The sequence below is a fragment of the Winogradskyella thalassocola genome (assembly GCF_900099995.1).
GTDB lineage: Bacteria > Bacteroidota > Bacteroidia > Flavobacteriales > Flavobacteriaceae > Winogradskyella > Winogradskyella thalassocola.
This window is the reverse complement of the sequence record NZ_FNCZ01000002.1, coordinates 464,935-485,945: the sequence shown is the minus strand read 5'-3', so window position 1 is coordinate 485,945 and position 21,011 is coordinate 464,935. Positions and strand designations below refer to the sequence as shown.

Annotated in this window: 10 protein-coding genes, 2 tRNA genes and 1 rRNA gene; 6 read left to right on the top strand and 7 right to left on the bottom strand. The window is 35.9% G+C overall.

Annotated elements, in window-relative coordinates; genetic code table 11:
• Positions 1–254: 254 nt before the first annotated feature.
• The 3 genes from BLT80_RS09120 to BLT80_RS09110 form a co-directional block, all read right to left on the bottom strand.
• Positions 255–328 (bottom strand) — tRNA-Ala (locus BLT80_RS09120).
• 77 nt (positions 329–405) lie between these two features.
• A tRNA-Ile gene (locus BLT80_RS09115) sits at positions 406–479 on the bottom strand.
• Between the two features lie 93 nt (positions 480–572).
• Positions 573–2,098, bottom strand: a 16S ribosomal RNA gene (locus BLT80_RS09110).
• Between the two features lie 747 nt (positions 2,099–2,845).
• Here BLT80_RS09110 and thrS point away from each other — a divergent pair.
• The 6 genes from thrS to BLT80_RS09080 all read left to right on the top strand — a co-directional run bounded on the left by thrS (position 2,846) and on the right by BLT80_RS09080 (position 10,378).
• Positions 2,846–4,786: a threonine--tRNA ligase gene (thrS, locus tag BLT80_RS09105; RefSeq protein WP_092467301.1), complete on the top strand. Its 1,941-nt coding sequence runs from the start codon at positions 2,846–2,848 to the stop codon at positions 4,784–4,786.
• A gap of 35 nt (positions 4,787–4,821) precedes the next feature.
• Positions 4,822–5,370, top strand: a complete 549-nt coding sequence (gene infC / locus BLT80_RS09100; RefSeq protein WP_092467300.1) for a translation initiation factor IF-3 — start codon at positions 4,822–4,824, stop codon at positions 5,368–5,370.
• A 61-nt stretch (positions 5,371–5,431) separates the two neighbouring features.
• A complete protein-coding gene (gene rpmI, locus BLT80_RS09095; protein WP_038530922.1) occupies positions 5,432–5,629 on the top strand; it encodes a 50S ribosomal protein L35 in 198 nt (65 codons plus the stop codon).
• Between the two features lie 103 nt (positions 5,630–5,732).
• Positions 5,733–6,077 (top strand): 50S ribosomal protein L20, encoded by a 345-nt coding sequence (gene rplT / locus BLT80_RS09090; RefSeq protein WP_092467299.1) that lies wholly within the window; start codon positions 5,733–5,735, stop codon positions 6,075–6,077.
• A 166-nt stretch (positions 6,078–6,243) separates the two neighbouring features.
• Positions 6,244–9,501: an amidohydrolase family protein gene (locus BLT80_RS09085; protein WP_092467322.1), complete on the top strand. Its 3,258-nt coding sequence runs from the start codon at positions 6,244–6,246 to the stop codon at positions 9,499–9,501.
• 73 nt (positions 9,502–9,574) lie between these two features.
• A complete protein-coding gene (locus BLT80_RS09080; RefSeq protein ID WP_092467298.1) occupies positions 9,575–10,378 on the top strand; it encodes an HAD family hydrolase in 804 nt (267 codons plus the stop codon).
• Here the strand turns inward: BLT80_RS09080 and BLT80_RS09075 are convergent.
• From BLT80_RS09075 to BLT80_RS09055, 4 genes are all read right to left on the bottom strand, one after another.
• Positions 10,352–10,774 carry a secondary thiamine-phosphate synthase enzyme YjbQ gene (locus BLT80_RS09075; RefSeq protein WP_092467297.1) on the bottom strand — a complete coding sequence of 141 codons (423 nt, stop codon included), beginning with the start codon at positions 10,772–10,774 and terminating at the stop codon, positions 10,352–10,354. The genes BLT80_RS09080 and BLT80_RS09075 overlap by 27 nt on opposite strands.
• A 17-nt stretch (positions 10,775–10,791) precedes the next feature.
• Complete coding sequence (locus BLT80_RS09070) at positions 10,792–11,070, bottom strand: EF-hand domain-containing protein (RefSeq protein ID WP_092467296.1); 279 nt, start codon at positions 11,068–11,070, stop codon at positions 10,792–10,794.
• Between the two features lie 469 nt (positions 11,071–11,539).
• Positions 11,540–16,870: an Ig-like domain-containing protein gene (locus BLT80_RS09065; RefSeq protein ID WP_092467295.1), complete on the bottom strand. Its 5,331-nt coding sequence runs from the start codon at positions 16,868–16,870 to the stop codon at positions 11,540–11,542.
• Positions 16,871–17,553: 683 nt separating this feature from the next.
• The gene (locus BLT80_RS09055) at positions 17,554–20,751 is read right to left on the bottom strand and encodes an Ig-like domain-containing protein (RefSeq protein ID WP_092467293.1); all 3,198 of its coding nucleotides are present in this window, start codon (positions 20,749–20,751) and stop codon (positions 17,554–17,556) included.
• Positions 20,752–21,011: the final 260 nt, after the last annotated feature.

Sequence of the window (21,011 nt, the reverse complement as noted above, 5' to 3'; positions counted from 1 at the left end):
CTAGGCATTCCCCATACGCTCTTATTTAGCTTATTGTGTACTTTTGTCTTTTTAATGAGTTACTATTTAGCTTAAATCCGAAAATTTAAACTAAACTTTGTGCCTAATTACAAAGCTCGTAAGCTGTAATTAAACACTATTACTTTACAAAGAGATTAATCTCTCTATAATATTTCATGTATCTTTTCAATATGTCAATGAACTTGTGGCGAATCGCCACTGATAATTAAATCAGCAACAACGTTAAGCCGTTGTGGAGAATATCGGAGTCGAACCGATGACCTCCTGCGTGCAAGGCAGGCGCTCTAGCCAGCTGAGCTAATCCCCCATTAAAATCCTAACTTGTAGAATCCTTAATGTGAATTTAGAATTCTCAGTTCTAGAATTTCCTTTATTTTTAATTAGTAGTCTCAGGCAGACTCGAACTGCCGACCTCTACATTATCAGTGTAGCGCTCTAACCAGCTGAGCTATGAGACTCTACTTAATTATTATAAAATTAAATTAACAGCAAGAGAATAAACTAAATATTTCCTTATATCAGAACTTTCCTTATTAGTCGTCTTTCTCTAGAAAGGAGGTGTTCCAGCCGCACCTTCCGGTACGGCTACCTTGTTACGACTTAGCCCTAGTTACCAATTTTACCCTAGGCCGCTCCTTACGGTGACGGACTTCAGGCACTCCCAGCTTCCATGGCTTGACGGGCGGTGTGTACAAGGCCCGGGAACGTATTCACCGCATCATGGCTGATATGCGATTACTAGCGATTCCAGCTTCACGGAGTCGAGTTGCAGACTCCGATCCGAACTGTGATAGGGTTTATAGATTCGCTCCTTCTCGCGAAGTGGCTGCTCTCTGTCCCTACCATTGTAGCACGTGTGTAGCCCAGGACGTAAGGGCCGTGATGATTTGACGTCATCCCCACCTTCCTCACAGTTTGCACTGGCAGTCTTGTTAGAGTTCCCGACATGACTCGCTGGCAACTAACAACAGGGGTTGCGCTCGTTATAGGACTTAACCTGACACCTCACGGCACGAGCTGACGACAACCATGCAGCACCTTGTAGATAGTCCGAAGAAATAAGTGTCTCCACCTAATGCAATCTACATTTAAGCCCTGGTAAGGTTCCTCGCGTATCATCGAATTAAACCACATGCTCCACCGCTTGTGCGGGCCCCCGTCAATTCCTTTGAGTTTCATTCTTGCGAACGTACTCCCCAGGTGGGATACTTATCACTTTCGCTTAGCCACTCAGTCCGAAAACCGAACAGCTAGTATCCATCGTTTACGGCGTGGACTACCAGGGTATCTAATCCTGTTCGCTCCCCACGCTTTCGTCCATCAGTGTCAATATATTGTTAGTGATCTGCCTTCGCAATTGGTATTCTATGTAATATCTATGCATTTCACCGCTACACTACATATTCTAACCACTTCACAATAATTCAAGATAACCAGTATCAAAGGCAATTTTACAGTTGAGCTGCAAACTTTCACCCCTGACTTAATTATCCACCTACGGACCCTTTAAACCCAATGATTCCGGATAACGCTTGGATCCTCCGTATTACCGCGGCTGCTGGCACGGAGTTAGCCGATCCTTATTCTTACAGTACCGTCAGCTCAGAACACGTTCTGAGGTTTCTTCCTGTATAAAAGCAGTTTACAACCCATAGGGCAGTCTTCCTGCACGCGGCATGGCTGGATCAGGCTCCCGCCCATTGTCCAATATTCCTCACTGCTGCCTCCCGTAGGAGTCTGGTCCGTGTCTCAGTACCAGTGTGGGGGATCCCCCTCTCAGGGCCCCTATCTATCGTTGCCATGGTGTGCCGTTACCACACCATCTAGCTAATAGAACGCATACTCATCTTTTACCGCCGAAACTTTAAAGTTGTCTTGATGCCAAAACTACTTACTATGGGATATTAATCTTCATTTCTAAAGGCTATCCCCCTGTAAAAGGTAGATTGTATACGCGTTACTCACCCGTGCGCCACTCGTCAGCAAAAGAGCAAGCTCTTCTCTGTTACCGTTCGACTTGCATGTGTTAGGCCTGCCGCTAGCGTTCATCCTGAGCCAGGATCAAACTCTTCATCGTTAAATTTTAAGTCTTACGACTATTTTTTCAACAACTAATAGGAATTATTCTAGTACTCTAAATGATTTATTCTCTTGTTTTAAATCAACCGTTTCCAGTTGATTCTTACGCTGTCAATTCAATATGTTAATGAACTTTTCTTTACTTTTACTTAACACTGTTTCGCTAAGCGGGTGCAAATATAAAACCCTTTTTTCACTCTCACAAATTTAATTTGAAAAAATATTTTATTATTTTTTCGAAGCTAAATCTATCTGGAAATGAACGTTCGAAACGCAACTAAATGTTTTTGTTTCGGGGTGCAAATATATAACCCTTTTACAAACCTACAACACCTTTTTTGCTTTTATTTTAATATATTTCACAAGACTCTTGAAACCACTATTTTACACCCTAAAGTTTTTTTGGAATTTAATGGATCAGCGATACTTTACACTTAACACTCTTAAATGAAAACGAATATTGGGGGTTCTTGAACACTAATAAGTACTCGCGTTAGCGGTAGAAGCGGCATCCTTTTTTTTACATCCTATTATAATGATACAATAATAACATAGTATATAGGATAACATATTCTACCTTTATATGAACCTAGTAAAAAAAGATATAGCGCATGACGCGACCCTTTTGCTACTAAATAACAAAAGGGGAATGCCCTAAAAAGACAATACGATATTTATAGAAACTTCACTTTGTCTATTCCTTATATAGGTATATCTTTGTAGGCTAAAATTTATACTATATATAATGATACAAATTACTCTACCAGATGGTTCGGTTAGATCTTTCGAAAAAGATGTAACTCCTTATGAAGTGGCTGTAGACATTAGCGCAGGATTTGCCCGTAATGTTATTTCAGCAAAATTCAATGACACAGTTGTTGAAACCACCACTCCACTAACCACTGATGGTAGTCTTACTTTATATACTTTTAAAGACGATGCCGGTAAAAAAGCATTTTGGCATTCTTCTGCCCATGTGTTGGCACAAGCTTTAGAAGAACTATACCCAAATGTAAAGTTATGGGTTGGTCCTGCTATTGATAACGGTTTTTATTATGATGTTGATTTAGATGAAGGCTCTATTTCTGAAAAGGATTTTAAATCTATTGAAACTAAAATGATAGAAATCGCTAGAGGTAAGCACGACTTTAAAATGCGTGAGGTTTCTAAAGCTGAAGCTTTATCATACTATAAAGATAAGAATGACTATAAAGTTGATTTAATTGAAAACCTTGAAGACGGCACTATTAGTTTCTGTGATCACTCTAGTTTTACAGATCTTTGTCGTGGTGGCCATATACCAAATACAGGTATAATAAAAGCTGTTAAAATATTAAGTGTTGCTGGGGCCTATTATAAAGGTGACGAAAAGAATAAGCAACTCACAAGAGTTTATGGTATTTCTTTCCCGAAACAAAAAGAGTTAACAGAATACTTAGAGCTTTTAGAAGAAGCAAAGAAAAGAGATCACAGAAAACTTGGTAAAGAATTAGAGCTTTTTACATTTTCGCAAAAAGTAGGACAAGGTTTGCCATTATGGTTACCTAAAGGTGCGGCATTACGCGAACGTTTAGAGAACTTTTTGAAAGCAGCTCAAAAGAAAGCAGGTTATGAAATGGTGGTGACTCCACATATTGGAAGTAAGGAACTTTATGTCACTTCTGGTCACTATGCAAAATATGGAGCAGATAGTTTTCAGCCTATAACAACTCCTTCTGAGGGTGAAGAGTTTCTTTTAAAACCAATGAACTGTCCTCATCATTGTGAAATTTATAATACAAAACCTTTTTCATATAAAGAATTACCGAAACGTTATGCGGAATTTGGAACGGTATATAGGTATGAGCAAAGTGGAGAATTACACGGCTTAACACGTGTTAGAGGTTTTACTCAAGATGATGCTCATATTTTCTGTACACCAGATCAATTGGATAAAGAGTTTAAAGACGTCATAGATTTAGTACTATATGTTTTTGGTTCTTTAGGTTTCGAAAATTTCACAGCTCAGGTTTCACTAAGAGATCCTGAAAATCCGGATAAGTATATTGGAAGCGATGAAAACTGGGAAAAAGCAGAACAAGCTATTTTAAGTGCCGCTAAGGATAAAAATTTAAACTTTGTTGTAGAAACGGGTGAAGCTGCTTTTTATGGTCCAAAGTTAGACTTTATGGTTAAGGATGCGCTTGGACGTCAATGGCAATTAGGGACCATACAAGTAGATTATAACTTACCTGAACGTTTTGATTTGTCTTATAAAGGTAGTGATAACGAGATGCACAGGCCTGTAATGATTCACCGTGCTCCTTTTGGAAGTATGGAACGTTTTATAGCGATATTACTAGAGCATACAGGAGGAAACTTCCCGCTTTGGTTAATGCCAGAACAAGTAATTGTACTCTCAATAAGTGAGAAATATGAAAAATACGCTGAAAAAGTTTTAATTTCGCTAGAAAATGACGAAATTCGCGCCCTCACAGACAACAGAAATGAAACTGTAGGTAAGAAAATTCGCGAAGCTGAAATGCAAAAGTTTCCGTATATGATTATTGTCGGTGAACAAGAAGAAAAGGATAATACAATAACAGTGCGTGAACATGGTGGTGAAGACCTTGGCACAATTACTGTAGAAGACTTTATAAAAATAGTAAAAGATAGAATTAGTAAAAGTTTAAAAACTTTTAAATAATATTAAGTTTAATTTAAAATACAGAAGCCATAGCAATACGTAGAAACAGAAAGAATTTTACAAGACGTGTATCTCAAGAAGATAAACACCGTATAAATTCTAAAATCAGATCTGAAGAAGTAAGATTAGTCGGAGATAACATTGAAATAGGTGTTTATCCTATTAAACAAGCGTTATCCTTAGCCGACGAACAAGGTTTAGATCTCGTAGAGATTTCGCCAAATGCGAACCCTCCTGTTTGTAAAGTTATGGATTACAAAAAATTCCTTTACGAGCAGAAGAAACGAGAAAAAACTTTAAAGTCTAAAGCGACAAAAGTAATCGTTAAAGAAATTCGTTTTGGTCCTCAAACAGATGACCACGATTACGAGTTTAAAAAGAAACACGCTGAAAAGTTCCTAAAAGATGGAGCCAAATTAAAAGCGTTTGTATTCTTTAAAGGACGATCCATTGTTTTTAAAGAACAAGGTCAAATTTTATTATTAAAATTGGCTCAAGATCTTGAAGAATATGGGAAGGTGGAGCAAATGCCTAAACTTGAAGGAAAGCGAATGATTATGTTCATCGCACCTAAGAAAAAATAATTAAAAGCTGAATTTTCAGCGATACGACAATAAGCGAAACGTAAATTAAAAAGAGGAGAAAATGCCTAAAATGAAAACAAAATCGAGTGCTAAGAAACGTTTCAAACTAACTGGCACTGGTAAGATTAAAAGAAAGCATGCTTTTAAGAGTCATATATTGACAAAAAAATCTAAAAAGCGTAAGCTTAAATTAACTCATGATGGTTTGGTACACAAAGCAGATGAGAACAATATTAAAACATTATTACGTTTAAAGTAAGACGGTTTTAATCGGTTAACAAAAATTATAAACCCTGGAGTTAGGCAAAACAATTTAGCAAGTGTCAATTTAGACCGCCTACTACAAAAAAACAATTAAGAGAATGCCAAGATCAGTAAATTCAGTAGCGAAAAGAGCCAGAAGAAAAAAGGTTCTTAAGCAAGCAAAAGGTTACTTCGGAAGACGTAAAAACGTTTGGACAGTAGCAAAAAATGCGGTTGACAAAGCGATGCAATATTCGTACAGAGACCGTAGAGTAAAAAAGAGAACATTCCGTTCGTTATGGATTATGCGTATTAACGCAGGTGCAAGACAGCATGGAATGAGCTATTCAAAATTTATGGGAGGATTAAAATCTAATAATATCGAATTGAACCGTAAGGTACTTGCCGATTTAGCGATGAATCACCCAGATGCTTTTGAAGCTATAGTAAACAAAGTAAAATAGGCTTTTAGCCAAATTAATAACAACATTTCGCTTATAAAATCCGATTCATTAATTTGAATCGGATTTTTTATGCCTAAATATTAAAAACTAAACCGCTTACATAAGCGTGGACTTAGGCAAAATTCCTTTTTTATTTTTAACTTACGCTTTAATTAAAACAAATTCCATGAAGCGTATTCAACTCATTGCAACCCTCATTCTTCTTATTACTTTTAACGCTTATACCCAAGATAAAGAAAAACCCAAACCTTGGGATGTATCTAACCCAGAAGGTGATTGGAATTTTAAAGACCTCAAACTATCCACTGACGAAGGCACTTGGATGAATCTAGATGTGAGTCCAGATGGAAAATCTATTGTTTTCGATTTATTAGGGGACATCTACATCATGAATATCAAAGGTGGTAAAGCAAAAATACTAAGAGAAGGTTTGCCCTTTGAGATTCAACCACGATTTAGTCCTGATGGCAAACAGATTTCATTTACTAGTGATGCTGGTGGTGGTGACAATATATGGGTTATGAATACTGACGGTTCTGAAGCAAAGCAAATTACAAAAGAAGATTTTAGATTATTAAACAATGCTATTTGGACACCAGATGGCGACTATCTTATTGCCCGAAAGCATTTTACTTCTGGGCGTTCTTTAGGAGCTGGCGAACTATGGCTATATCATAAAACTGGCGGTAGCGGGTTACAGCTTACTAAAAAGAAGAATGACCAACAGGATGTTAACGAACCAACAATCTCTCCTGACGGGAAGTATTTGTACTATAGCGAAGATGTTTATCCCGGAGGTACTTTTCAATACAATAAAGATCCTAACAGTCAAATCTATGTCATTAATCGCTATGATATGAAAACAGGAGAAACCACAAGAATTACTGGTGGTCCTGGTGGAGCTGCACGTCCTCAAATTTCTAGAGACGGAAAAAAATTAGCTTTTGTAAAACGTATTCGAACTAAAACTGTTTTATACATTCACGATTTAGAAACAGGTGAAGAATGGCCTGTTTATGATCAACTTAATAAAGACCAACAAGAAGCTTGGGCTATTTTTGGAGTGTACACCAACTTTAATTGGATGCCTAATAATGAAGACATCGTGATTTGGTCTGGTGGAAAAATTAATACGATCAATATCAATTCGCTTACAGTATCCGAAATTCCGTTTGAAGCTAATGCAATCATTAAAATTGCTAAAGCTGTTGAATTTGATACACCTGTAGCACCAGATACTTTTAACGCTAAAGTGATTCGTCATGCAACTACTTCTCCTGATGGAAAATCAATTGTATTTAATGCGCTTGGGTATTTGTACACACAAAAATTACCAAACGGAAAAGCTAAACGGTTAACGACAGGAACTGATTTTGAATTTGAACCATCCTTTTCACCTGATGGAAATACCATTACTTATGTAACTTGGAATGATCAAAACCTTGGTGCTATTTATTCAATTCCTTCAACTGGTGGTACTGCCACAAAACTGACTTCAGAAAAAGGCATTTATAGAAATCCGTCGTATTCACATAACGGTAAACATATTGTCTACAGAAAAGAAGGAGGAAACAACGAACAAGGTCGAACGTTTTCAAAAAAGCCAGGTTTGTATATGATGAATAGTAATGGCACAAACACCAAATTTGTAACCAAAGAAGGAGATTACCCAATGTTTAATGCCGATGATTCACGAATTATATACCAAAATGGTGGACAGTTTTTTGGGGCTTTAACTAAAGAATTGAAAAGTGTTAACCTTAATGGTTTTGAGGAACGCACACTTGTAAAATCAAAACATGGTAATATTTTGGTACCGAGTCCGGATAGAAACTGGATTGCTTTCGTTCATTTACATAAAGTGTATTTGGCGCCAATGCCTAAATCTGGACATACTTTAGACTTAACAGATAAAAGTAAATATGTTCCAATTACGCAGCTTTCTAAAGATGCAGGTATAAATCTTCATTGGTCTAAAGACAGTAAAACATTGCATTGGACATTAGGCAACCAGTATTTTTCAGTTAAAGCTTCTGAAGATGCTAAACTGGTTGAAAAAGGCATAAAAATTAATTTAGAAGCCAAAACGGATAAACCTTCAGGTAGAATTGCTTTTAAAGGAGCGCGACTGATTACTATGGAAGGTGATGAAATCATAGAAAATGGCACCATCGTTATTAACAACAACACTATTGAATCTATTGGAAATACTTCAGACATCTCAATTCCTTCCGATGCGAAAGTCTATGATGTTTCAGGAAAAACAATAATGCCAGGAATGGTGGATGCACATGCTCATATTGGTGGTTTTAGATATGGATTAACCACACAAAAGCATTGGCAGTTTTACGCCAATTTAGCTTATGGAGTGACAACGTCTCATGATCCATCTGCGCATTCTGAAACTATTTTTGCGCTTTCGGAATTACAAAAAACAGGAGAACTTGTTGGTCCACGCCTCTACTCTACTGGTTTTATACTTTATGGAGCTGATGGTGATTTTAAAGCGGTAATAAACAATCTTGAAGATGCGCGTTCATCTATCAGACGAACAAAAGCTTTTGGTGCTTTATCGGTTAAGAGTTATAACCAACCAAGACGAGAGCAACGACAACAAGTATTACAAGCCGCGCGAGAAGAAGGTATTTTTGTTGTTCCAGAAGGAGGCTCAACGTTTTATCATAATATTACCATGGTTATGGATGGCCATACTGGTGTTGAACACAACATCCCAGTAGCACCTGTATATAAAGATGTTTTAGAACTTTGGGGAAATAGTAATGTGGGTTATACACCAACACTGATTGTGAATTATGGTGGTATGAATAGTGAAGTCTATTGGTATCAAAAAACCAATGTATGGGAAAATGAAAAGCTTCTAAAATATACTCCAAGAGCAATTATCGACTCACGATCTAGACATCGTGTTATGGTTCCGGATGAAGAATATGAGAACGGCCATATTTTGGTTTCTAAAACCACCAAAGCACTTAGTGATGCTGGTGTAAAAGTTAACCTTGGTGCACATGGTCAGTTACAAGGCCTTGGAGCGCACTGGGAATTATGGTCACTTCAACAAGGAGGGATGACAAACCATGAGAGTTTAAAAGCTGCCACTATAAATGGTGCTAATTACATAGGTGCAGGTAATGATATTGGTTCGCTGAAAAAAGGAAAATTAGCCGATTTAATTGTAATGGATAAAAATCCTTTAGAAGACATTAGAAATTCTGAAAGTATTGTTTACACCATGATTAATGGTCGATTATACGATACTGAAACCATGAATGAACTTGGAAATCACCCAAAGGAACGTACCAAATTCTACTGGGAAAATAATAAATATAACCAAGCGTTTCCGTGGCATGAGGAATCTCAAAGTTTTACACGAGAAACCTGCGGTTGCCATGTAGGCGCTCACTAAAAACAAAAACCGATTCTATTATGAATCGGTTTTTTATTTTACTTAATTTGAATATAATTTTTAAGGATACAATATGAAGGACGTTAAAATGGTAGTTACAGATATGGATGGTACCTTACTAAACTCTAATCACAATGTGAGTTCCAAATTCTTTGAGCTATTTAAAGACTTAAAACAACAAAATATCCAATTTGTTGCGGCAAGTGGACGGCCTTATTATAGTATTGTGAAAAAACTTCAACCTATAAAAAATGATATTATAATCGTAGCAGAAAATGGTGGTTTAGTTATTCAAAATCAAAACATACTGCTTTCTAATCAGCTAGATCCAAATAGAGTATTAGAACTTTATACCTTGGTTTCAACTATTCCAAACACCTACCCTATTTTTTGTACGCAACATCAAGCATTCATTCTTAGAGCTTCAGATGATTTGGTAAAGACGTTTTCTGAATATTACTCAGACTATACCATTATTGATTCCTTTGAAGACATCACAGATGATGTCATTAAAATAGCATTGTATCACACCACAAATTCTGAAAAGCATATATTTCCCTTTGTGAAACACCTAAAACCAGAACTCAATGTTGTAGTTTCTGGAAATCATTGGGTCGATATTTCTGAAGCTATTACTAATAAAGGAAATGCGCTAAGCTTTTTACAGATGCAACTCAACATTACTCCTTCTGAAACCATGGTCTTTGGAGATTATAATAATGATTTAGAAATGTTAACATGCGCCAAATATAGTTACGCAATGGCAAATGCGCATCCTAATGTTAAAAATGTGGCTAATTTTGAAACAGAATCTAACGATAATAATGGTGTAGAATTGGTTTTAGAACAACTAATTACCGAAAGCCGTAAGCACTAGTTGCCTACCTCCTGCTCTATTTCTATGTTCACAGAGATAAATGCCTTGCCAAATCCCGAGATTTAATTGACCATTTGTAATAGGAATTTGAACAGAGGTTCCCATTAATGATGCTTTTATATGGGCAGGCATATCATCAGAACCTTCGTAAGTATGTTGGTAATAAACCTGATTTTCTGGAACCATGTTATTGATATGGCTTTCAAAATCTAATCTTACCGTTGGATCTGCGTTTTCGTTAATCGTTAAACTCGCTGATGTATGTTTAATAAAGACTTGTAGTTGCCCTATATTAATTTGTTCTAGCTCTGGAAGTGCTCGTAAAATATCTGATGTAATAAGATGGAAACCTCTAGAAAACGCTGGAAGTTTTATTTCTTTTTGAAAAATGTTCATATTACTATAAGCTGATTTTATTCTGATTCGTCTGAAATTTCATCAATAGCAGATTTAAATTCTTTCCAATTAATAAGGTCATCACCGTCTTTATCGTAGCCTTCGATTAATTTTGAAGCTATCATTCCACGTATAAATCCTGTGATTTCAGCCTGCTTCAATAATTTTAAAATTTCATCTTTACTTAATTTTCCATCACCATCTTTATCAAAAAACGCAAAGGCATCTTCTGGTGTGTTAAAGTGATTGGTTATTAAAATTTGAATTTTGTTGAGTATAGTTTCTTTTGATAACATAGCTATAGTGTTTTATTAAAAATAAGAAATAATACTATGAAACTCTGATGTATTAACAAACAAAAAAAAGGTCGCCTTACAGCGACCTTTTATTTTAGTTGATTAAAAACCCTACTTCTTAATCATCTTTTACCGAAATTTTCCCAAACCTCGTGTCATTTCAAAAGATAAATGCAATTCTGAAACCAAATTTTTAAAATTGTACTTAAAAGTCTTTTGTTTACACTATAAATTTCACATAGAACTTACCGTCTTAGATATGCTTTTTTTATAGGCTACCAAAATAAATTTATATCTTCAACTTACAAATAGCTAGGTTTGAAATGCAGTGTTTTGTATGTGAATGGACTATTTTGTTTAACGTCCTTCGTTTTTCATTGACCATTACTATAATTCAATTTACTCTAAAAAAAATAGCGATACTCAACAAAGAGTATCGCTATTTTTAACTACATCAAATTTACTTGTTTTACTTTTTTATAATTCGTTTTACGGTTTCGTTTTGTCCCATTTTTATTTTTAATACATAGAATCCTGCTTCATATTGATCTAAATTAATTATGAAATTATCACTTGTATTTACTTTGCTTAATAGCAAGCGTCCATTTAAATCGTACACTGTAATTTTAACTTCATTAGTACTTGGCAGCATAATAGACACTTGACTATCAGTTGGGTTTGGGTACACTTTTACAGCATTCAATATATTACGATCTCCCACTCCTAAAACTTCTTCAACTGTAACAACAATCTCTACACGTTCGCTGTAACAACCGTCATCACTAACACTAGCTACCCAATACGATGTTGAACCAATGGTTTCGGTACTAGGTGTTGGTGCTTCTGAATTAGAAATTTCCCCAGTTTCAGTTTCGTACCAAGCTAAGTCTAAACCACCTGAAGTTGCTGTTAATGCACTAGCATCATCACCTTGACTGTAAGTAATTAATGCTGTTACAGTTGGTACTTCTGGAATTTCTGAAATAACAACATTAACTAAAGTTCTTTCGCTTTCGCAACCATTGGTAGATTGAGACACATAATAACTTCCTGTTGCTACTACTGATGTAGCTTCTAAAACGGTTTCTGAAGTTTCACCTGCATACCAAGTTAAATTAGTACCTGTAGCTTCCAAATCTGTAATTGTTGCACTGCCACAAAAAACTTGTGCTGCTGCTGTTGGTGCTTCTGGTATGTCATTTACTGTAACACTAACTTCTGTTCTTGCGCTTTCGCAACCATTAGTAGATTGAGACACGAAATAACTTCCTGTTGCTAATGCTGTTGTAGCTTCTAAAACGGTTTCTGATGTTTCACCTGCATACCAAGATAAATTAGTACCTGTGGCTAATAAATTTGTAACCGTTGCCGAGCCACAAAAAACTTGTGCTGCTGCTGTTGGTGCTTCTGGTATGTCATATACTGTTATACTAACTTCTGTTCTTGCGCTTTTACAACCATTAGTAGATTGAGACACATAATAACTTCCTGTTGCTAATGCTGATGTAGATTCTAAAACGGTTTCTGAAGTTTCAGTTGCATACCAAGATAAATTAGTACCTGTAGCTTCCAAATCTGCAATTGTTGCACTGCCACAAAAAACTTGTGCTAATGCTGTTGGTGCTTCTGGTATGTCATTTACTGTAATACTAACTTCTGTTCTTGCGCTTTCGCAACCATTAGTAGATTGAGACACGTAATAACTTCCTGTTGCTACTGCTAATGTAGATTCTAAAACAGTTTCTGAAGTTTCAGTTGCATACCAAGATAAATTAGTACCTGTAGCTTCCAAATCTGCAATTGTTGCACTGCCACAAAAAACTTGTGCTAATGCTGTTGGTGCTTCTGGTATGTCATTTACTGTAATACTAACTTCTGTTCTTGCGCTTTCGCAACCATTAGTAGATTGAGACACGTAATAACTTCCTGTTGCTACTGCTGATGTAGATTCTAAAACGGTTTCTGAAGTTTCACTTGTATACCAAGATAAATTAGTACCTGTAGCTTCCAAATCTGCAATTGTTGGACTGCCACAAAAAACTTGTGCTGATGCTGTTGGTGCTTCTGGTATGTCATTAATTGTTACACTAACTTCTGTTCTCTCACTTTCGCAACCATTAGTAGATTGAGACACATAATAACTTCCTGTTGCTAATGCTGATGTAGATTCTAAAACGGTTTCTGAAGTTTCACTGGTATACCATGATAAATTAGTTCCTGTAGCTTCCAAATCTGCAATTGTTACACTGCCACAAAAAACTTGTGTTGATGCTGTTGGTGCTTCTGGCACTTCATTAATTATTACACTAACTACAACTCTATTAGAAGTATAAGCTTCTGTAATTCGTTTAATAACACCACCATCTAACACTAAAATTTTCCCATCTGCTTCAATACCTAATTTTCCAGGATTTGAAACATTAGCTATAGTTTCTAGACCTGTACCATCAGAGTTCATTCGTTTAATTTCACTATTTTGTGTTGCGACTACAATCTTTCCATCTGCTTGAATGGCCACTCCTGTTGGATAGTCAAAAACACCTCCTAAAGTTTCTAAGTTAGTACCATCTGAATTGAAACGCATAATTGATCTAAACCCGAAATTTGCTACCACAATTTTTCCATCTGCTTGAATCGCAATTTGTTTTGAACTTAATTCATAATAGTCATTTAAAGTTTCTATTCCCGTACCATCAGCATTCATTCGTTTTACAGAACCTTCATAAAAATCGAAAAAAACAATTTTCCCATCCGCTTGAACGCATACAGAATTTATTTCTAAATAACCATTAAATAAGGTTTCTATATTTGAACCATCTGTATTCATTCGATAAATATCATCAATACTTACCACCAAAATTTTTCCATCGGCTTCAATTGCAACATCTCTAGTATTCTCAAATCCGTTTCCTAAGGTTTCGATATTGGTTCCATCTGGATTCATACGTTTTATATAACTATCAATTTGATTTGACACTAATATTTTTCCATCAGATTGGACGGCTACTCCACTTAGACTATTTAAATCACTTAACAAAGTCGTCACAGAACTAGCTACAGATTCCTCAATATAATACGTCCCTGTTGCAAGTGCTGTAGTATTATCTAATGCAGTACCTCCTGTAGCCTCTGAGTACCAACTAACGGTTGCATCTGCAGAAGGTGAGCTCGTTAAATTATCTACGGTTGCAGATCCACAAAATGTTTGTGATGCTTCGCTAATTTCTTTAACAGTTATGGACGTTCTTAAGCTTTCTCCACATGTGTCAGTTTGGCTTACATAATACATAGCACCATCTACTAAAGTATCTGTTAAATCTAAAGACGTACCATTTGAAGCAGCATCATACCAAAGTAAGTCTGTACCTGTAACTATTAAATCTGCAATGGTTGCTTCACCAGTATAAATTTGTAAGCTATTTGCTGCTGGTGCAAGTGGAAATGGATTAATTGTAACACTAACTTCCGTTCTCTCACTTTCGCAACCATTGGCATTAGATTCAGCCACGTAGTAGGTGCCTGTAGTTAACTCTTGGGTAACTTCTAAGGGTGTACCTTCTGTTGCTACATCATACCAATGAATGGTTACACTTGCTTCCGGAAATAATTCTGCCACAGTTACAGTGTCACAAAACAATTGTGAAGATGCTATTGGTGCAGATGGAATGGTTACGCCTGAAACTACAGGAGAACCTGTTAAAAAATTACTTTTAGCACCTGTCAATGCAAAATCATTAAATGTACCATTATATGCATTTTCTGTTGCGTCTATAACCGTCAATTCTGTGGTATTATCAATACCTCCATTACCTTGATTAAATGTGTAATAGGCCATAAGACCTGTTTCCGTTCCTTGTAGTTCACAGTTTAGACTGTTATTGATTTGTTCTGCTGTTCTGGCAACGTTCCAAATACGTACATCGTCTATATCACCACTAAAATATCTTCCAACTGCTTGTAAATTTTCTCCAATTGCAACTGGATGAGATGAATTATTAAGCGTGCCTGTTATAGACATTGTAGCATCTAAAACACCATCAATATATAAGTCTGCTATATCATTTCCTAAAGTGACTGAGACATGATGCCAATTCCCATCTGTAACAACAGTAGTGGAGTTTAATAAACCTGTAGTTCCGGTAAATGCACAATTTATTGTTCCTGAACTATTTAAATGAATTCTCCAACTATCATCTCCTTTTGTAACTAATCCATCCCATTGTTCTGGTACAACATTGGAATTCATCCAAAATTCGATGGTCATTTGATTATTTAAAAAATCGAAATCAGCTTCATTTGGTAATGTTACATAATCGCTTCCATCAAAATTAAGATGAGTTGCAGGAGCTGCAACTAATACTACAATTTCTACCCTATCACTTTCACAACTATTGTTATTCATACTTGAAACCCAATACGAAGTTGAACCAGTTGTCGCTGTGTCTGGTGTAGGTGCTATTGTAGAACCCGTGCCACCTGTTTCTGATTCGTACCATAATAAGCCAGTTCCTCCTGTAGATGCTGTTAATGCTGAAGCTGTGTCGCCCAACAAATATTCTACTTGTGTGGATGCTGTGGGTACTATTACATTATCTACAACTACATTTACCGCAACTCTATTGGAACGCGGTTCTTCATTAAGTTTATAAATCGTATTTCCCTTTGTGAAAAAAATTGCTCCATCGGATGCTGTAGTAATTCCTAGAATATTATAATAATCATAAGAACTTAAAGCCAAGGTTTCTATATTTGATCCATCGGCATTCATTCTTTTAATAGCACTATTATTTGAATCTGCTATCACAATTTTTCCGTCTGCCTGTATAGCAATAGCACGAGGTTTGTTAAATCCACTTCCTAAGGTGATAATATTACTACCATCTGCATCCATTAGTTTTATAGCGTTATTATTTGTATCGGCAACAAGAATTTTTCCATCAGACCTAATAGCAACAGCATAAGGCTGATTAAAACCATTGCCCAAAGTGGTTAAATTGTTTCCGTTAGCATCCATTATTTTTATAGCGTTATTACCGGTATCAGCTATTACTAATCTCCCGCTAGATGTTTCTGCAATGCCTCTTGGTTTGTTAAATCCTGAACCCAAAGTTGAAAACCCTTCCTTAATTCTATTATTATTGGTATCAACTATGACATGATCATGTGCCGATGTATAGATTGCCATATAAGGATCATAATAGCTGATAAAATATTGGATAATCTCATCAAGTCCTGTACCATCCTGGTTGATTTCAAAAATTTCGTCTCGACTTGTAAAAATAATTTTTCCGTTAGGTCGAACTGATAGTCCACTTTTGTTATAGGAATTACCATATATTGAAGTTCTGGTTCCGTTTGGTTTAACATCCACATAATAAGTCCCTGTGGTCAAAGCATTTGTTGCTTCCAAAGGTGTGCCTTCAGAAGCTGTGGTGTACAACTTAAGATCTAACACATTATGTATCGTGTTGGTGGCTATATTAGCTACCGTAGCATCACCACAAAACGTTTGGTTGGCTTCACCAATTTTATATACTCTAATTGCTGTGTTTGTACTTTCTATGTTGTCTATAGTTTGGCTTACGTAATAGAAAGTGTTATTTTCCAAAAGTGTAGTTGTAGGTAATGGCCCACTGTAATTATACCATTGTATGTTGCTGCCTGTTACCGTTAAATCGGCCAACGTAGCTGCATCATCTGCATAAATTTGTATAGATGGCGCAGTTGGTGCCGGAGTTTGTGCTTTTAAGACATATACACTAAAGAGCGTGGCTATGATTAGGTAAAGTTTGAGTTTCATATTTTTTAGGTTTGATAGATTAATCAAAGTTCAAATCTAAACGATTATCGATGAAATACATTTTTAACGTGCCCAAATGCAATACTATGTATGTAAATGGTATTTTACCCCCTATTTAGGTCATTAAACGACAAAAAAAAAGCAGCTCTACCGTAAGGGTAAATGCTGCTTCTTGCTATTAATCAGATTATAAAAAAATGGTTGTTTATACGTTTAACCACTAATATATAACCAACCTATTGTATCTCTTTTAATATGGTAGGAAATAAAATACTTCGTAATTAAATAGCTGTTTTTGTGATGACTGAACCACAAATTAACCTAAACGGACCTATAATTTGTGCTATTTACTTGAAATGTTTCGCAAATATCTTAGATAAAGGAATTTCTATACTATTTATAAAAATTGCGCCCGCAGTAACCCGTTGTGTTTTTAATTTGTTATTTAAAATGATTTATGACTTTGCACAAAAATATCTGTTGTAAGTTCCTAAATAGTTATAGTCTGTGATTGGTATATATTAGAATAATAATAAATTCCGTAACATTAATTATAGAACCCTAACGTTATCCTCTAAAACCGAAACTTGTTATGAGATACTTCTGGTTGAATCTTTAAAAAACTCAAATTAAAACAAAAAAGGCCGCATTGCTGCGACCCTTTAATCAACTAAATCAGACTATTATTTTTTAATCACTCTTGTCGAAATTTCTCCAAATTCAGATATCACTTTTAATAAATACACTCCGTTTTCAAATCTCGAAATATCTATAACATTTGTTTCTTGGTTACAAGCTTTATTTAATAGTAAACGGCCATTTAAATCGTACACCATAATTTTAACTTCATTGGCACTTGGCAACATAATGGAAACTTGACCATCAGTTGGGTTTGGATAAACCTTAACAGCATTCAATATGTTACGGTCTCCCACTCCTAAAACTTCTTCAACTGTAACAACAATCTCTACACGTTCGCTGTAACAACCGTCATCACTAACACTAGCTACCCAATACGATGTTGAACCAATGGTTTCGGTACTAGGTGTTGGTGCTTCTGAATTAGAAATTTCCCCAGTTTCAGTTTCGTACCAAGCTAAGTCTAAACCACCTGAAGTTGCTGTTAATGCACTAGCATCATCACCTTGACTGTAAGTAACTAATGCTGTTACTGTTGGCACTTCTGGAATATCTGAAATAGTAACATTAACCATAGTTCTTTCACTTTCGCAACCATTTACATTGGCTACTGTTACATAATATATTCCAGTTTCTAAAGCTGTTGTATTACTTAAAGCAGCATCTACTGCATTATACCATTGCATGGTTGTACTTGTTGCTGGTACTAAATCTGCAACCGTTGCTCCGCTACAGAATACTTGTGCTTCTGCTGTTGGTGCGCTTGGTATTGTAGAACCTGTAGTAAGTAGCGATCCTGCCAAAAAGTTACTTGATACACCTGTTAGTGCAAAATTATTTAATGTTCCATGATTGGCATTTACTGTAGCATCAGTTAAAGTTGTAATAGCAGTATTATCTATTGCATTAAAACCTTGATTAAATTGATAGTAAGCTACTAAACTTGTTTCTGTGCCTTGCAGTTCACAAACTTTGCTTCCGTTAATTTGGTTTTCTGTTCTTACTACATTCCATATACGAACTTCATCAATAGAGCCTTTAAATAAGTTATCTGCAGCATTATAAGATCCAATATTAATTTCATTCCCATTAACTGGAGGCAAAACATTAGTATTTGTATCTATTAATACTCCATCTTTATATAATTTTAAAGTTTGTGCAGGACTATCATAACTAACAGCAACGTGATACCATGTATTAAGTTCTAATATATTTGAATCTTCTACAGCATTCCACGTACCATTATGGCCAGCTGATAATACACCACTTGGCACCCATAGCGCATGTTGTCCAAAATTATCTGAACCCGAAACTATATTATTTTCGTCAGCATATGCATCGATATAAATCCATGCTTCTTTAGTATAAGACTCTGGTAGTATGTTACCACAATCGATATAGTCGTCCACTCCATCAAAATTTAAGTGCGTTGCTGGTAAACTATTGACTGTAACTATTATTTCAGTTCGCTCACTTTCGCAACTGCTATCGTTTGTACTTGCTACCCAATAAGAGGTTGAACCAACGGTTGATGTATTTGGTGTTGGCGCCGTTATCTCTCCTGTACCTCCTGTTTCTGTCGCATACCATAATAAACCTGTACCTCCGGTTGTTGCCGTTAACGGACTTGACATATCGTTTTGATTATATAATATTGGTGTGGTTACTATAGGACTAGTAATAATCGATGGCTCTGTTATTGTCTGAAAACCTTCATACTCCAATGAACACCCCTCACTATCTGTTATCCACAAACTATAGCTTCCTGGAAATAAATTATTTATAGTAGATCCAGAATTTCCAGAGTCCACAAGCCCATTTGACCATAAATAGATATAAGGTGGTGTTCCTCCGGATGCTATAACTGTTATACTACCATCACTAAAACCATTACATGAAATATTTTCATAAGAACTTACTATTGTAATTGCTGTATTTACAGTAACACTTACTGATGTTCTTGTGCTCTCGCAACCATTAGCGGATTGAGATACGTAATAACTTCCCGTTGTTATTGCTGTTGTAGATTCTAAAACGGTTTCTGAAGTTTCACTCGCATACCAAACTAAATTAGTACCTGTAGCTTCCAAATCTGTAATTGTTGCACTGCCACAAAAAACTTGTGCTGATGCTGTTGGTGCTTCTGGTATGCCATTAACTGTTACACTAACTTCCGTTCTCTCACTTTCGCAACCATTGGCATTAGATTCTGAAACATAGTATGTTCCTGTTGCTAAATCTGTTGTACTACTTAATGCAACACCCTCTATTTCTACATCATACCATAGTATTGTTGCACTTGGTGCTGGAACTAAATCCGCAACTGTTGCTTCACAAAATGCTTGAGCTTCTGCTATTGGTGCTAAAAGAGAATTAACAGTAACATTAACGGAAACTCTTTCACTTTCGCAACCATTAGCATTCACTTCTGAAACATAATATATTCCTGTTGCTAAATCTGTAGTAGTGCTTAAGGATACACCTTCTGTTTCTACATCATACCATACTATTGTAGCACTTGGTGTTGGAACTAAATCTGCAACTGTTCTACTTTCACAGAATTCTTGAGCTCCTGCTGTAGGTTCATTAGGGACGTCATATACAGTGACAACAACCGAACTTCTCTCACTTTCACAACCGACTGCATCTGCTTGAGAAACCCAATACGTGGTTGAACCTAATACAGACGTATTTGGAATTACTGAATTAGACGGCAATCCTCCAGAATTCGTTGTGTACCATTTTAATCTAGTTGCTCCTCCTGTTAAGGTTGCTGTTAAAGCTGTAGCAGAAGTATTTAAACAATATGAGAGCTCTGATGTTGTTGGACCAGTGGCTGGCATAGCTACTAGAGAAGAGCTTACTACTAAATTAGCACTTATTTTTATGGTATCATCAAGTTCATTGTAAGTATTATAACCCACTATTTTTGCATTATTTATTGCGCCAAAAGGTGACAAATCAAAAGACTGCGCTTCACCTGTACAATAATCCCCAATTTCTACATCATTGACAAAAACTTTATATTTAACAAAAAGATTGCCACAAAGATTCGTTGGATATGATAAATTCCGAAATTCAGTAATATTTAAAACTACATTCGATTGACAGGAACTGATATCGTTAAAATTTATTTCAACAGCAGAACCTTCAACTGTATCTGAATATATGTGGTCGAAATTTTGAGCATAGCCAATTAAGCTAAAAAGCATTAAAAAGATTAGAGTGTAATTTTTTTTCATCAATAATAGATTTAGTTTGAATTAATAGCTCAAACCTACAAATATATCGACGAAATACATATTTAAGATGACGAAACGCAATACTTTGTATGTAAATGGTATTTTACCCCTCCCTCCTTAGGTCATTGAACGACAAAAAAAAAGCAGCTTTACCGTAAAGGTAAATGCTGCTTCTTGCTATCAATCAGATTATCAAAAAATGGTTGGCTATCCGTTTAGCAAGTAATATACAGCTAACCTATTATATACCTTTTAATATG